The organism is Planotetraspora thailandica, assembly GCF_016863335.1.
Classification (GTDB): Bacteria; Actinomycetota; Actinomycetes; order Streptosporangiales; family Streptosporangiaceae; genus Planotetraspora; species Planotetraspora thailandica.
In genome coordinates this window covers 1-13,440 of the sequence record NZ_BOOR01000106.1, presented here as the reverse complement: position 1 = coordinate 13,440, position 13,440 = coordinate 1, and the positions used below count along the sequence as shown (strand labels likewise).

Here is a 13,440-nt window from a genome sequence, read left to right as displayed (position 1 = left end):
GACGCCAGGAATGCCGCGGGATGAACCCGAGCGCCTCCCGCGCGGCGTCGATCGACAGTCACACGGGCTGGGCCAGTTTCACCATCCCGCTCGAGCCGGGCAACGTCGTAGAGCGCAGCGACACCAGCCATGGGATGGTCCGGACAGAGGTTCGCTCGGCACACGGCCACAGCCACCTCGGCCATCTTTTTCCGTACGGCCCAGCCGATGCGGGTGGCATGCGCTACTGCATCAACTCTGCCTCGCTGCGATTCATCGCCGCCAAGGACCTCGAGACCGAAGGCTATGGCCAGTACGCGCACCTTTTCGACGCGGCTCCCGGCCCGGCGGCATCCGGGAGAGGTGTCGCATGACCACGTGCGGGGTTAACTACCAGCCCGAGCCCCCGGTCCTCGCCGGCGGTTGCTTCTGGGGTATGCAGGACCTGCTGCGCAAGAAGGACGCGGTGTGTCGACTCGGGTGGGAGGTAGCCCCTACCGGGACGTTCTGGGAGGCAGAGCCTGAGCACCAGGACTACTGATCAAGCATCCCAACGGCTACACGTGCCACTGCGTCCGACCTCAGTGGCAGCTGCCCCACCAAGAACACGCCAGCTGATCAACGAATTGCCCACAGCCAGGCCAGGAGCAGACCCCGCGACTCCAAGAAGAGGGGGGGTGCTTCTCGTTGGCTGGACACTCTGGCTAGGCATCCAAGGCATGAATCAACCAAGGTGGACGCGTGGACAACAAAGCGCAGAACGCATCCGGCTATCAACGGAGTGATCACTGGGCTCGACTAGACGCCTTTCTCCAGACCGATCCGCGCGACGCCGGCTGCGACGAAGCCATGGAGATGCTGGACGTCTACGCGGAGCTGCTTGCTGCGGGCAACGACCCGAGCGAGCGGTTCCCGGGCGTTCATGCGCACTTTCTGGCCTGCGGTCCATGCGCCCAAGACTTGGAGGGCCTGCTATCGGCGCTCACAGGCCCAGCCTCTTCTCAGCCCGGCCCGCCGTAGCACGCTGGCGAGGACCCACGAGAGGCGGGTTCCAGACCCGGACGCCGCGCCGGCAAGCCGGTAACTCGAGTCTCTGTTGGCGCTGTGGCCAAGACGCGCAGGCGGAGCGCTTCGAGCCACATATTGGTCGACACAGTCCAAAACTCCTTCTAGTTGCCCACGAATGGGCGATTTGTATGGACTTTATCGTCCAGTATACGGTTGCTCAGGTGCCGCGTGGGGAGTGACCTGACCAGCGCGTGCGCGGCTTGTGATGCTCTGGCGAAAGAGGGGGCAGTGGACGCAGAGACTGATCGGGAGAACCGCCGATGGGTGCGTGATCTCGCTGCTGCCGGCCCGGTCAGAGAGGCGGCGTGCAGGGAGCTGTATCCGTTGCTGCTTCGCATCGCGAAGTCTGAGGCACGTCGGCGTGCGCCGGTCCTAGAGCTGGACGGCCCGGAGCTCGAGGACATTGCCCACCAGGCCGCCGCCGACGCGTTGATGGCCATCGGCGAGCGTCTGGATAGGTTCCGGGGTGAGGCACGGTTCACCACCTGGGTGAGCAAGTTCGTGATCTTCAATGTGGCCACCAAGATGAACCGCCACTTCTGGCGTCGCCACGAGGTCCCCTACGAACAAGAGGATTGGTCCAAGATCGCTTCGCGCTTCGACGTCGGCCCCGAGGACGAGGCACAAGTCCGGGAGTTCGCGGCCGCCGTCTCGACCGCGGTGGAAGAGAATCTGTCGGAGCGTCAGCGGCTGGTGTTCGTCGCGACGGTCCTCAACGGCATGCCGATGGATGTTCTGGCCGACGAGCTGGGCTCGACCCACAACGCGCTGTACAAGGTGCTCTTCGACGCCCGGAAGAAGCTCCGCACCGAACTGGTGGCGAGCGGCTACCTGCCCGAGGCACCTGCAGTTCGGTCGGCCTGAGGTCGCCCGCTTTCGGACGCAACACCATGACACCATGCTGCCGACGGCCTCCATCAGCGCCATCGGGCGACTCGCACCAGAAGACGTCATCGGGCTGGGCCGATACCTGGAGTGAACACACGGCGTCTCCATAGCCAGGTCGGTACAGGCTGCGCAGCACGGCCAGATGATCGCCGACGTCTCGCGATGGCGGAGCAGATGCAACTGTTGGACGCCAACAACGCCCAGGGCGTGCTGAGCCCCATCGACGCGTCGCTCGACCACGGACGCCCTCGTACCCAAGACTCGCATCGACCTGCGTGGTAAGAAGCCGAGATCCAGGTGCCACGAACACCGGTGAACCGAAAAATGTCATGTGGGCGAGGGACTAGATACAAGGGAGGTGCCGGATGAAGGCGATTGTGGTGACGGATCAGGCCGCGGGGACGGCCGGGATGAGGCTGGTCGAGCGGCCCGATCCGGATGCACCGAGGCTCGCCAGCCTTGAGGGCGCGAACTACGGCGATGTCGTCGTGGAAGTTCATGCGTCGGGATTTACCGGGAATGAGCTGGAGTGGCCATCAACCTGGATCGATCGTCTTGGCCGTGACCGGACGCCTTCGATCCCCGGGCACGAGCTGGCCGGAGTGGTCACCGCCCTCAGCTATGGAACGGCGGGGCTGTCGGTGGGACAGCGGGTGTTCGGCCTCACGGACTGGACTCGCGATGGCACGCTCGCGGAGTATGTCGTCGTCGAGGCACGCAACCTTGCGCCGCTGCCGGGCGACGTTGACTTCACGGTGGGCGCGGGTGTCGCGATGACGGGCCTGACCGCGTGGCAGGGACTGTTCGAGCACGGCCGCCTCCGGGCCGGGCAGAGCGTCCTCGTGCACGGTGCGGCCGGCGCAGTCGGGTCGATGGCGACGCAGCTCGCACGTGAGGCCGGTGCCTACGTCATCGGTACCGGACGCGCCGCTCACCGTCAGACGGTGTTCGACTTCGGGGCGCAGGAGTTCGTCGACCTTGAGAACGGCGCCCTCGAAGGCGTCGGCGGAGTCGATCTGGTTTTCGATGTCTTCGGCGGCGACATCGGGAGGCGGTCCGCGGGTCTGGTTCGGGCCGGAGGAACGCTGGTGACCGTCGCCGGGCCGCCCGAGGCGCGGCCTGCCGACGGCCTGGCGATCGACTTCGTTGTCGTGTCCGATCGTGCCCAATTGGGTGAGATCGCCCAGCGGGTGCGTGACGGACGACTGCGGACGAACATCGGCCAAGTCGCGCCCCTCGACGATGCCGTCGCCGCCTTCAACCCGACCGAGCGGATCAAGGGAAAGACGGTCATCCGCGTTCGTCCGTGAGGTCGCTGCGGTGACCTCCCAGGAAGCTGCGGAGGAACTCCAGCCGCGCGACCATGAGGCCGCGGTAGGGCTCTTCCGAGGGATCTCCTGATGGCTGCGTGGTCTCAGCCACGGGCCTTTGCGCGCGCCGACTCGGCGGACGCACGATCGGAGTAGCCGGGGTGTCGAGCGTCGATCAGATCGGCATAGGTGGTCGTTCGCGAGAGGTAGTCGACCACAAAGGGGCAGATTGCGGTGATCGTGCCCTCGCGGGCGCGGATCTCGTCGAGCACTCGCCGCACCATCGCACCGGCGACACCTTGGTGTTGATGACTGGGCTCGACTTCGGTGTGCTGGAGGGCGTACCGGTTGGGCTTCAGATGGGTGTAGTAGAGCCAGCCGACCAGTTCGCCGTCCCGGTAGAGCTCGAAGCGGCCTTGGCCGGTGTTGTCAATCAGGTCCTCAGCAGTTGGTGCCTGTTCTTCACTGCTCATCGGCCCACTCCTTCAACGTGTATCTGCGGCGTGCGTTCGGGCAGCCCCCGTTTCGGACGCTGAAGTCCAAATATGGCGCGGGGGCGCTCGCGAAGCAATGTCAGAGTGCCGTAAGTTGGACTGAATAGTCCGTACGCGCCCTCGCGGGTGCTGGCTAGACCTACCAACTGGATACGAGCGAGAAGAGAGCATGAAACCATCACCGGCCGCCGTTGAGGTGCGCAAGGATGAGACCACCCGCCTCTACGAGGCGCTGATCGATGGCCGGGTCGTCGGTAACCTGGCTTACGAGACTACGGGCGGGCGGGTCTCGCTCACGCACTCCTTCGTGGACCAAGACCAGCGGCATCGAGGCGTCGCTTCAGCATTGGCGCGCTACGCGCTTGAAGACCTGAGCCAGAGTCAGACCAGGGCTGGTATCTACTGCGGGTTTGTTGCCGACTACGTCGAAGCCCACCCCGAATGGAAGGATGCCGTCGACATCAACCGCTCGGCTTTCATCGCCACTCGCACCGCGCGAGACACGAACAGCGGGCGGTGACGCGATGGACGCCGGGCCGACCTCCACAAGATCCGACCTGGAATCTCGTTGGACTACTTCTATGACCCAGAGGGTCTGGACGACTGGTGAGCTCGCCCGCCGCGACCTTCCCTGCGCCCTCGTCTGACCACGGGGAAGCGAGGTCGCGAGGGCTCGCGCGTGGCAGGTGGTGAGGTCCAGCGACAAGTTCCGTACCCCAGCTCGTGTCTCGGCGGGGATCGAACTCACACTCGAGGCTGTTGCAGATCTTGCTGGGCGCGCGCTACCTGCTGCGGTCGACGACGAGATGAACCAACGTGGGGGCAGCTCAGCCGCTGGCTTGCTCAGGTTCTGAGTAGGGCCGTGCTCTCAGCCCGCGACTTCGGCTCGGATCCTGGGCCGTTTGGCGATGAGCTCAACGTTCAGACAGGCTCTCGATGTGCGCAAGTGCCATGTCGATTGATGTTGCCATCGGTGTGACATCGCGCGCAGTCTGGGCCAGTAGGTACCCGCCCTGGAGGGCGGCCATAAGCCCGGTCGCGAGCTGGTCGACCGACGCCTCGGGCGGAAGCGCACCACCGTCTTGAAGCCTGCGCAACACGCCTGCCAGCAGTCCCTGCCATTCGGTGAACAGTTGAGACAGGGCTTGGCGTGCGAGAGCGTCGTGATCGGAGACCTCGGAGGCCAGCGAGCCGAGCGCACAGCCGTAGGCGCCATGTCGAAGGCCGTTGTTCTGGACCAACGCGTCCCGCCAGCGTCGCAAGCCCCGGATCGTCGAGACATGGCTGAGGGCGTCGCGCTCGCGCTCGATGATGCGTTCTCCTACGTGGTCGATGACGGCCCGTATGAGTGCGTCCTTGCCGTCGAAGTGGTGGTACAACTGCGACTTGCTCACTCCGCTCGCCGCTAGCACGTCATCAAGCGTGGTAGCCCCGACTCCTCGGATGTACATCAGGTCGGTTGCCGCGGCGACGATCCTTGCCCGCGTCTTTGCACCGCGCGCCGTCAGGCGTCTGCCGTTGTGCGAGTCAGCGGTCGTCATCACGAGTTCATGTTACTGATCGGGCTACTCGTTCCCGTCCTTGCGGGGCTGTCGTCCTCGGTTGCCGCAAAAGGCGCGAGCGCGAGGTCGAGCGCGGCGTTGAGTGGCCAAGGGTCTTTTGCAATCTGACTCAGGGTGCTGCCTCCATGAAGCGCCGCGAGAATTAGCACCGCAGTCTTCTGGGCGTCGACATCGGCCCTCCGAGTCTGGCCAGAGGAGAAGTGTGTGTCGCCCGTGGTGCCGGACTGCAGCAACCGGTCCACCGTCTCGGCGATGAGCTCGCGCCACCGATCGAGGAAGTCGGCTCGGTCGGGCACATCACCTGTTTGTCGCAGCGCCAACACGTACGGCGACGGTGGGGTCATGAGCTCCTCGACCACCCGGCGACGCCAGTCGGCCAGCTTCGCCCCGTCAGTGACTCCAGCCAGACAAGCGCTCTCGCGGGCCAAGACTTCCGCGAAGTGCGTCCTCAGCAATCCCTCCCGGCCAGTCGACACCACTCAGGTATCCTGCCATATATTTGGACTATTTAGTCCAATTGATGCGTACAGACGCTTTAAAGCCCCAGGCAGTAGGGTCGCAGGTGGTTAAAACGGCCATGGACTACAAAGTCCATTAGTCGTTACCGTTCGCGCATAGCGCATGCCGCCCCAGGCTCGTGACACCGGACGTCTGGCGAAGGAGATCGTGCCCGTCGCCCGACGTAGTGCGGAGCGGGCTCTTCGAGCATGACGAGACGATCCGAGATGACACCACGCTTGGATCGTCGGCCAAGCTCTCCGCCCAGCTGGGGCACGACGCAGATGACCGCGGGCAACTCGACACCATTGTCGGATGGATCGAGCGCCGTAGTCATCGCCTGCGATGACGTGGTTGCAGGGCTAGGGGTTGCGCCCTTGGCCAGGATCGTCGGTTCGGTGGTGCATGCGTTGGAGCCTGGCCTGACGGGCATCGCGCAGGCGTGGGCGATGACCAAGGTCATCAAGGCTGCAGGTATCGCTCCCGACGAGATCGGCGTGTGGGAGGTCCACGAAGCGTTCGCGGCGCAGGCACTGGGGGTTATGCGCGAAGTATCGACGCAGCTCAAGGGCTTCGAGGTTCCTGACGACCGGCTCAACCTCAACGGGGGCGCCGTCGCCGTGGGCCATCCGTTCGGGGCCTCGGGAACCCGCCACCTGCTCACCCTCGCCATCTCGATGCGGGAGCGAAAAGCTCGCTACGGCGTTCTCGGCGTGTGCGCGGGCTCAGGGCAGGGTGTGGCCGTCCCGCTCGAGAACGACCAGGCATGAACCGGGATCAGCGTTCGACGGCCCCCGGCTCGAGCGCGGAGGTGTCCAAGTCACCCTTCCGCAGCCGAAAGACCTGAAGACGCAGGTCGTAGTACTTGTCCGTTTCTCCGACCCACTCCATCCCGATGCGGCGGGCGGCGCGTGTGCCGCGCTCGTTCTTGGGCCGTACGACGGCGAAGACCTCCTCCTCGCCGTTGCTGAAGGCATAGTGGGCCAGGGCATGACCCGCCTCGGCCGCCAACCCCCGCCCCCACGCCCACGGGGCGAGCTGGTAGCCCAACTCCAGGTCGTCGCCCTCCGGCGGCAGCGGAAGAATCTGACCCGAGCCTGCGACGCGCCCGCTCTCGGTCTCTTCGATCACCCACCGGCCACTCGGGCGCCCTTCGGATCCCAGAGGTGCGGCGATCCATCCGGTGATCACCGCACGCATCTGGTCGAGGTCGTTGACGTGATCCATTGCCGGGGCCAGCCACCGGGAGACCTCCGAGCTGCCGTAGATGTCGAGCGCCCCGGCTGCATCATCTTGATGCCACGGACGCAGCCGCAACCGCGGTGTGCTGATGGTCGAACCGACGATAGTGACCTCGTGAGTCAACGCTGCTCCTCGATGCGGGGACGGGGCACGCCCGACGGCGCGCTTAGCGGTTGATAACGCTACGCCGTATTGGACGAAGTCGTCCATCTAGGCCCGCACCGAGTGACGTCACAACGAGCCAGCGACAGCAGACGAAAGAGATGTGGCATCCCAGGCACTAATCGAAAGAGAGCCAGGGGCACACATGACCTGGGCCGGCCGGCAGCAAGGCCCAGAGCGGTCGAGCACTACGTCGGACGTGAGGTCGAGGCGATGAGCGGCGGCACCACACACACGGTGTCGAACGCCCCGCAAGATCGGCCACCTGAGGTCTCGCCGCCGACGCTGATCACCAATCGTCACCACCAGGGAGTCGCAGATGGACCCAACCCACGCACATGAGTTGATCGAGGGTGAACGTGAACGCATCAAGGAACTTCTCACGTACTCAGCCGCTGAGCGGGCGGCTGACCTGGAGGCGGCCGCTGATGCGAGGATCTCGGTCTCCGACTCGGCGACCCCACTCGCTCAAGAGCTTCTTGACGATGCTGTAGCCGAGCAACTCAGCGCACGGTTGGCTGCGCTCGATAGGGCCAGCGAGCGCCTGCGGGCCGGTACCTACGGAGTTTCGTTGCGCAGCGGTCGGCCGATCCCCGACGAGCGACTTGAGGCTGACCCTGCGGCGGAGCTGCTCGTTGATGAGGTCGGGTAGGACGGCATCGCGGAGAGGTTGCGGTTCCTGCGCGACGCGATGGCGGAAGCCGTTCGGGTAGGGCGCGCCCGTGGGATCCGTCTGCCGGCCGCTTACGCCGGCCAACAGATCGAGTTCATCGACACACTGCCTGAGCTCATGACCTCTTCCATGCTCAATGACGGCAGGTGCCTGGAGGCAATGGAACGGGCTCTTCACACACGAGCGCCTACGGAGGCGCTCCAGGCAACGACGCTCCCGCGCCACAAGCCCTGTCGATCAGTGTAAGAAGCCGAGATCTGGGTGCCACGAACAGTGGTGAACCGAAATGTCATGCAGGTGAGGATCGGCTACAGGGAGGTGCCGGATGAAGGCGATCGTGGTGACGGATCAGGCCGCGGGGACGGCCGGGATGACGCTTGTCGAGCGGCCCGAGCCGGAGGCGGCGGGGAACGACGTCCTCGTCGAGGTACACGCGTCGGGATTCACCCCCGGCGAGCTGACGTGGCCCGGAACCTGGACCGATCGCCTCGGCCGCGACCGCACGCCGTCGATCCCCGGCCACGAGGTGGCCGGTGTGGTCAGCGCGCTCGGCTATGGCACGAGGGGGCTGTCGGTGGGACAGCGGGTTTTCGGCCTCGCGGACTGGACTCGCGACGGCACCCTGGCCGAGTACGTAGCCATCGAGGCGCGCAACGTTGCGCCGCTGCCGGGCGATGTCGACTTCACGGTGGGCGCGAGCCTGCCGATTTCCGGCCTGACCGCGTGGCAGGGACTGTTCGTGCACGGCCGCTTCCAGGTGGGACAGAGCGTCCTCGTGCACGGCGCGGCCGGTGGAGTCGGCTCTTTGGTGACCCAGCTCGCCAAAGAGGCCGGTGCCCATGTCATCGGCACTGGACGTGCCGCCGATCGGCAGACCGCACTCGACTTCGGCGCGCAGGAGTTCGTTGACCTCGACAACGACTCGCTGGACGACGTCGGGGGAGTCGATCTGGTCTTCGACGTGATCGGCGGCGACATCCAGAAGCGGTCCGCGGGTCTGGTTCGAGCCGGCGGGATGCTGGTGACCATCGCCGGCCCGCCCGAAGCGCAGCCGGCTGAGGGACTGGCGGTCGACTTCGTCGTCGAGGCCGATCGCGCGCAGCTGAACGAGCTCGTCCGGCGGGTGCGGGATGGCCGGCTGCGGACGATCATCGGCAACGTGGCGTCCCTCGACGACGCCGTCGCCGCCTTCAACCCGACCGAGCGGATCAAGGGAAAGACCATCATCCGTGTTCGTCCATAAGGACGCGGAGGCCACACCCGTTGCCCAAAGCCCACCTCTTGGCTCCCCGACAGAAAGAGTGACGATGATGATCAATCTCGAGGCCGAGGCGGCCACCCGCGAAGAGAACAACGCTGCGCTCATCGCTGCTCTGGACCAGACAGGTCTCAGCGAGGTGGAATCCAGAGGGGAGCTCGATGTCGTCAACGACGCCGAGCACGGCCGATGGGTCGCTACCCTCGGCGCCGACGCGATCGCCGAGCTCACGTACCGGTTCGTGGGCGGCCGTGTTGTGCTGCTGAAGACCTGGGTCGCCCCCGCGTACCGCGGAAAGCGGGTGGCCACCGACCTCGTAGCCCGCGCGCTGGACGAGATCCGCGAGAGCGGGAAGAAGATCACCATCATCTGCCCGTTCGTGGGTGAGTTCATCGACCGCAACCCCGAGTATGCCGACCTCATCGACAAGGTCCGTCCCGGCGCCGGCGCCCACCCCAAGCACGAACCCGCGGAAGTGGGCCACGACGAGGAGCTCGCCGCGTTCCAGCGCGACCTGGCGTAACCGTCCGGCGTTCAGACGTGGTCGCCTGTCACGGCATCCGGAGCGTGCGACATGTTCACCACGGCCCGGCCAGGAGGCCGGCGCCGACGGGTCGTTTCTTCTGATCGAGGGCGTGTTGCCTCGTCGGCTCAGCATCCGTAACCGCACCGCCTCTCGACGTCGTACCACGGTGACCGGCGGCGGGAGGGCGTCGAGGCGCGAGCGAGATTGCGACGTTGCCGGAAAGACGGCGCGACGGATCTGACACCAATCAGACGGGACGACCTTGCACGCCGGCACCGCGTACACGGCGCCGAAACGACAACCCATCTGCAGTGAACGCCGAAACACACAGAGAAGGAACAAGAAAATGAAAAACACCGAGCAGTACACCGAGGATCTGGCGATCCTCGAGCAACTTAACCTTGACTACAACCATTCGGACCAGGCCAGCGATGCCAAGCGCTTCAGTGAATTCCTCGCTGAAGATTTCATTGTGCAGACACCGGGTGTCACCCGCAACCGTGAGGAGTACCTCGAATACATCGCCAAGCCGCGCCCCTTCAAGGATCTCGCTTTGCGCGAAGTCAAGATCCGTATCCTCGGCGATGTTGCGCTGATCCACGGCAGGGCGACATACACCATGATCGCCGATGGAGTGGAACAGGAAGCTCTGTACACGGACGTGTACCAGAAGCGTGAGGGCGCCTGGGTCTGCGTCTCCGCCTGCGCGATCGCTCCGGGCGCCTGACCCGACCACGCGCGCGAGGCTGCTGGTCGCGAGGCGACCCCGGGACCGTACCCAAGGGCAAGTCACGACACGGCGACAGGCCGAGACCGGCCGGCGGCCTCGCTTCAGTACTCATCCAGCTGAGAAAGGCCACGAACAAGATCAGCGGAATCGACACCGGTGTAGCCGCCCACAGTGGCGGCTACACGGCGCTGTCGGCATTCCAGCAGACCGCGACCTCGTGGTCCGGTCTGGTACGCCCGGCCTCAGGCCGACGGAACACCCCTCGAGGACTTCGCTGAGGAAGCTCGGCGGGCATGGCGTAACGCCCAGGACGCGCTCGGGCAGGCCGGAGTGTCCATGACCGACATCGTCCCAGTGCGAACCTGGCTCACCGACATCTCCGCGGTGCGCAGCCACGTCGACGTGCGCGATCCGAAGCCTCCAGAAACTCCGGGGTGGTTCAGAACAACAGAAAGGCACTCGATGCAAGGCGTGGCACCAGCGCTCAACCAGGTTCGTCGGGGCAGAACGGTCCGGCTGGCATTCATATCTGCGGTGGTATCCCTGGTGGCCGCGTTCGCCGCGGTGGGCTCGACGATCCCGCTTTTCAACATCTACCGGGCCGAGGAGGGGTTCACCAACGCCGGTATTTCGATGACCGTCGTCGCCTACTCCGCTGCCACTCTCACCACACTGTTGATGATGGGACGGCTGTCAAATCATCTGGGCCGCCGGCCCACCTCGATCGCGAGCCTCGGCCTTCTTGTGCTGGGCTGTCTGCTGCTGCTGAACGTGCACGACATCGGCATCCTGATCGCCGGTCGGCTCCTGATGGGCCTTGGTGCCGGGCTGGCCAGCAGCAGCCTCACCTCCTACATCGTCGACGCCGCACCGGCCAAGCCGGTCTGGTTGGCCTCCGTCGCCTCCAGTCAGACAGTCATGCTCGGCCTCGCCGTCGGCGCCATCGCGTCCGGAGCCCTGGTCCAGTTCGGCCCCTGGCCACGCGAGCTCATCTACCTGGTCGCCGTCGGCTTCCTCCTCCTGTCTGCCGTACTCGTCGCTGTCAGCCCGGAGACGGCGACTCCGTCGCCGGGCGCCTGGTTGTCCCTGCGTCCCCGGGTCCGTGTACCGGCCCGGGTCAGGCATCTGCTCCCCGTCGCGGCAGCGGTCTTCCTGGCCACCTGGGCGACCGGGGCCTTCTACCAGGCCTTCGTGCCGGCGCTGGTCGAAGATCAACTCCACACGCGCAGCCCGCTCGTCCTCGGGTTGGTGTTCGCCGCCTACATGGGTCCCAGTGCTCTCGGTGCTCCCCTCGGCGGCCGGTTCACATCCGCGGCCGCCCAACGCCTCGGCATGATCATCTTCCTGGCCGGATGGATCGGCATCATTACAGCGATCGCCACCGGCACACTGGCGCTGTTCATCGCCGCGACCATCGTCGCGGGCGCCAGTCAAGGCATCGCCATCAGCGCCGCCACCCGCGGACTGCTGCACGGCAGCACCCCGGCCGACCGGGCACCGATCTTCAGTGCGGTCTACCTGCTCTGCTACAGCGGCGCTGCTGTCCCCGCCCTGGTCTCCGGCCAACTGTCCAGCACCTTCTCACTGCCGCAGATCGCCCTCGGATACGGCGTACTTGCCCTCGTCGCCACCGTGTTCACTGTCATCGCTGCACGCAACCCGCACCCCGATACGAGCGGGAACAGCTAGCACGTGAGTAATCATGACGAACCTCACCATCATCCAGACCTCACTCGACCCTGAGCAGGACGCCGCTGGCGCTCGTCGACGCCCGTCGATCGCCGCGCGGATCGGCGCAATCGGCCAGAACCGGCTCGGAGCCCTGCTCCTCCTCGTCGCGACGCTTGCAGCGATCGTTTGGGCCAACGGGTCCCTGGCGTCGTACTGAGCCCCGAGGTCCTCGCTGGCGCTGCCGGCTCCACCCTCGCGTGGGGCGTCGTCGTGGGCCTCGTCGTCGGCAAGCTCCTCAGCGTCTTCGGATCGAGCGCGCTCCTCCGGCGCCTGAAGCTCGGCGAGCTCGGAGCGGGACTCACCCTCGATCGCGCCCTCGGCGGCGCCGCACTGTGCGGGATCGGATTCACCATCTTGCTGTTCATCGTGGACCTCGCGATCGATGACGAGTTCGCGCAGAACGAGGCGTGGGTGGGTGTGCTCGCGGCATCTGTTATCGCCTTCGCGCTCGCGACGATCATCTTCCGGATCTCGGATGCCGTGCGCCCCGACGACGATTCCGGTCAGACGCTCGCACGCCCGGTCGACCCGGCACGCGAGCACGTGCTCGGAGACCCGGACGCTCCCTACACGATCGTCGAGTACGGCGACTTCCAGTGCGGCTTTCTGCCTCAAGGCGTCCGGCTCGATCCTGGAGGTGCGCGACGTACTCGGAGACCGGCTCCGCTACGTGTGGCGCCACGCCCCGCTCGTGCAGATCCACCCCAACGCCCTCGCAGGCGCGGAGGCATCCGAGGGCGCGGCAACGCAGGGAGATTCTTCGACTTCGCGCGCGCGATCTTCGACGACCAGGACAACCAGCGGCCGTCCGACATCATCCGCATCGCCCACGACCTGGGGCTGGACGTCGAGCAGTTCGAGAAGGACCTCATCTCGGCCGAGGTCACCGGCCGGGTGCGCGACGACATGCTCGACGCTGAGGCCATGAACATCACCGCCGTTCCTACGCTCTTCATCAACGGCCGCCGGCACGTCGGCCCGTACGACGCGCAATCGCTGCTACGAGCGCTGACGACCGCGGCCGACACACCGGTCGCCGAGTAACGGATGCCGTAGTGGCCCCACGATCTACCGCGGGTACGGCATCCGCGCGACGACACGAGGGCTGTCAGCCGGGCGGTTTCGCGAAGGTCATCGGTGGCTTTTGGTCACTCCCGGATGCCTGGGGTCGATGAGGCCCGCGTACTCGGACCTACCACTCGTTCCGGGACGCCGAGATTTCAGTCGCCGTTCTTAATGCAGGCATTGGTTCCGAAATGGGCAATGTCATGCCGAGCGGACCTCAGGTGCCTCGGGCAGGTAGCCGCTCGCCACCAGTG

Annotated in this window: 18 protein-coding genes; 14 read left to right on the top strand and 4 right to left on the bottom strand. The window is 65.8% G+C overall.

Translation table 11 applies throughout. The features are described from left to right. From Pth03_RS40990 to Pth03_RS40970, 4 genes are all read left to right on the top strand, one after another. On the top strand, positions 1-353 hold a 353-nt coding region (locus tag Pth03_RS40990; protein ID WP_203949931.1), incomplete at its 5' end, for a peptide-methionine (R)-S-oxide reductase. A gap of 367 nt (positions 354-720) precedes the next feature. Continuing rightward, entirely contained in the window at positions 721-999 is a 279-nt protein-coding gene (locus Pth03_RS40980; RefSeq protein ID WP_203949930.1) for a hypothetical protein, read from the top strand. Between the two features lie 276 nt (positions 1,000-1,275). Next, positions 1,276-1,911: a sigma-70 family RNA polymerase sigma factor gene (locus tag Pth03_RS40975; protein WP_203949929.1), complete on the top strand. Its 636-nt coding sequence runs from the start codon at positions 1,276-1,278 to the stop codon at positions 1,909-1,911. A gap of 404 nt (positions 1,912-2,315) precedes the next feature. Further along, the gene (locus Pth03_RS40970; protein ID WP_239119806.1) at positions 2,316-3,245 is read left to right on the top strand and encodes an NADP-dependent oxidoreductase; all 930 of its coding nucleotides are present in this window, start codon (positions 2,316-2,318) and stop codon (positions 3,243-3,245) included. A 104-nt stretch (positions 3,246-3,349) separates the two neighbouring features. Here the strand turns inward: Pth03_RS40970 and Pth03_RS40965 are convergent, their stop codons facing one another. Continuing rightward, complete coding sequence (locus tag Pth03_RS40965; RefSeq protein ID WP_203949927.1) at positions 3,350-3,718, bottom strand: GNAT family N-acetyltransferase; 369 nt, start codon at positions 3,716-3,718, stop codon at positions 3,350-3,352. A gap of 190 nt (positions 3,719-3,908) precedes the next feature. Here Pth03_RS40965 and Pth03_RS40960 point away from each other — a divergent pair, with 190 nt between their 5' ends. Further along, the gene (locus Pth03_RS40960; protein ID WP_203949926.1) at positions 3,909-4,259 is read left to right on the top strand and encodes a GNAT family N-acetyltransferase; all 351 of its coding nucleotides are present in this window, start codon (positions 3,909-3,911) and stop codon (positions 4,257-4,259) included. 394 nt (positions 4,260-4,653) lie between these two features. Here Pth03_RS40960 and Pth03_RS40955 read toward each other — a convergent pair whose 3' ends face one another. Together Pth03_RS40955 and Pth03_RS40950 are read right to left on the bottom strand one after the other, a co-directional pair. Then, positions 4,654-5,280, bottom strand: a complete 627-nt coding sequence (locus tag Pth03_RS40955; protein WP_239119808.1) for a TetR/AcrR family transcriptional regulator — start codon at positions 5,278-5,280, stop codon at positions 4,654-4,656. Continuing rightward, entirely contained in the window at positions 5,280-5,780 is a 501-nt protein-coding gene (locus Pth03_RS40950) for a hypothetical protein (RefSeq protein ID WP_203949924.1), read from the bottom strand. The genes Pth03_RS40955 and Pth03_RS40950 overlap by 1 nt, the downstream gene beginning before the upstream one ends. A 396-nt stretch (positions 5,781-6,176) precedes the next feature. On the opposite strand from Pth03_RS40950, the gene Pth03_RS40945 reads away from it, so the two are divergent. Further along, complete coding sequence (locus Pth03_RS40945; protein ID WP_203949923.1) at positions 6,177-6,569, top strand: beta-ketoacyl-[acyl-carrier-protein] synthase family protein; 393 nt, start codon at positions 6,177-6,179, stop codon at positions 6,567-6,569. Positions 6,570-6,576: 7 nt separating this feature from the next. On the opposite strand, the gene Pth03_RS40940 is transcribed toward Pth03_RS40945, so the two are convergent. After that, entirely contained in the window at positions 6,577-7,164 is a 588-nt protein-coding gene (locus Pth03_RS40940; RefSeq protein ID WP_239119804.1) for a GNAT family N-acetyltransferase, read from the bottom strand. Positions 7,165-7,522: 358 nt separating this feature from the next. Between Pth03_RS40940 and Pth03_RS40935 the strand changes: the two genes are divergently transcribed. The 8 genes from Pth03_RS40935 to Pth03_RS40905 all read left to right on the top strand — a co-directional run bounded on the left by Pth03_RS40935 (position 7,523) and on the right by Pth03_RS40905 (position 13,165). Then, positions 7,523-7,855 (top strand): TraR/DksA family transcriptional regulator, encoded by a 333-nt coding sequence (locus Pth03_RS40935; protein WP_203949921.1) that lies wholly within the window; start codon positions 7,523-7,525, stop codon positions 7,853-7,855. A gap of 18 nt (positions 7,856-7,873) precedes the next feature. Then, entirely contained in the window at positions 7,874-8,122 is a 249-nt protein-coding gene (locus Pth03_RS42745; RefSeq protein WP_373318691.1) for a ketopantoate reductase C-terminal domain-containing protein, read from the top strand. 79 nt (positions 8,123-8,201) lie between these two features. Then, positions 8,202-9,119: an NADP-dependent oxidoreductase gene (locus tag Pth03_RS40930; protein WP_203949920.1), complete on the top strand. Its 918-nt coding sequence runs from the start codon at positions 8,202-8,204 to the stop codon at positions 9,117-9,119. 64 nt (positions 9,120-9,183) lie between these two features. After that, positions 9,184-9,657, top strand: coding sequence for a GNAT family N-acetyltransferase (locus Pth03_RS40925; protein ID WP_203949919.1), 474 nt, complete (start codon positions 9,184-9,186; stop codon positions 9,655-9,657). A 349-nt stretch (positions 9,658-10,006) separates the two neighbouring features. Further along, positions 10,007-10,387: a nuclear transport factor 2 family protein gene (locus Pth03_RS40920; protein WP_203949918.1), complete on the top strand. Its 381-nt coding sequence runs from the start codon at positions 10,007-10,009 to the stop codon at positions 10,385-10,387. Positions 10,388-10,726: 339 nt separating this feature from the next. Next, positions 10,727-12,079 carry an MFS transporter gene (locus Pth03_RS40915; protein ID WP_373318690.1) on the top strand — a complete coding sequence of 451 codons (1,353 nt, stop codon included), beginning with the start codon at positions 10,727-10,729 and terminating at the stop codon, positions 12,077-12,079. Positions 12,080-12,092: 13 nt separating this feature from the next. Next, positions 12,093-12,278, top strand: a complete 186-nt coding sequence (locus Pth03_RS40910; RefSeq protein ID WP_203949916.1) for a hypothetical protein — start codon at positions 12,093-12,095, stop codon at positions 12,276-12,278. Further along, positions 12,248-13,165, top strand: coding sequence for a Na+/H+ antiporter NhaA (locus tag Pth03_RS40905; protein ID WP_203949915.1), 918 nt, complete (start codon positions 12,248-12,250; stop codon positions 13,163-13,165). Before Pth03_RS40910 ends, Pth03_RS40905 begins: the two co-directional genes overlap by 31 nt. The last annotated feature ends 275 nt before the right edge of the window (positions 13,166-13,440 follow it).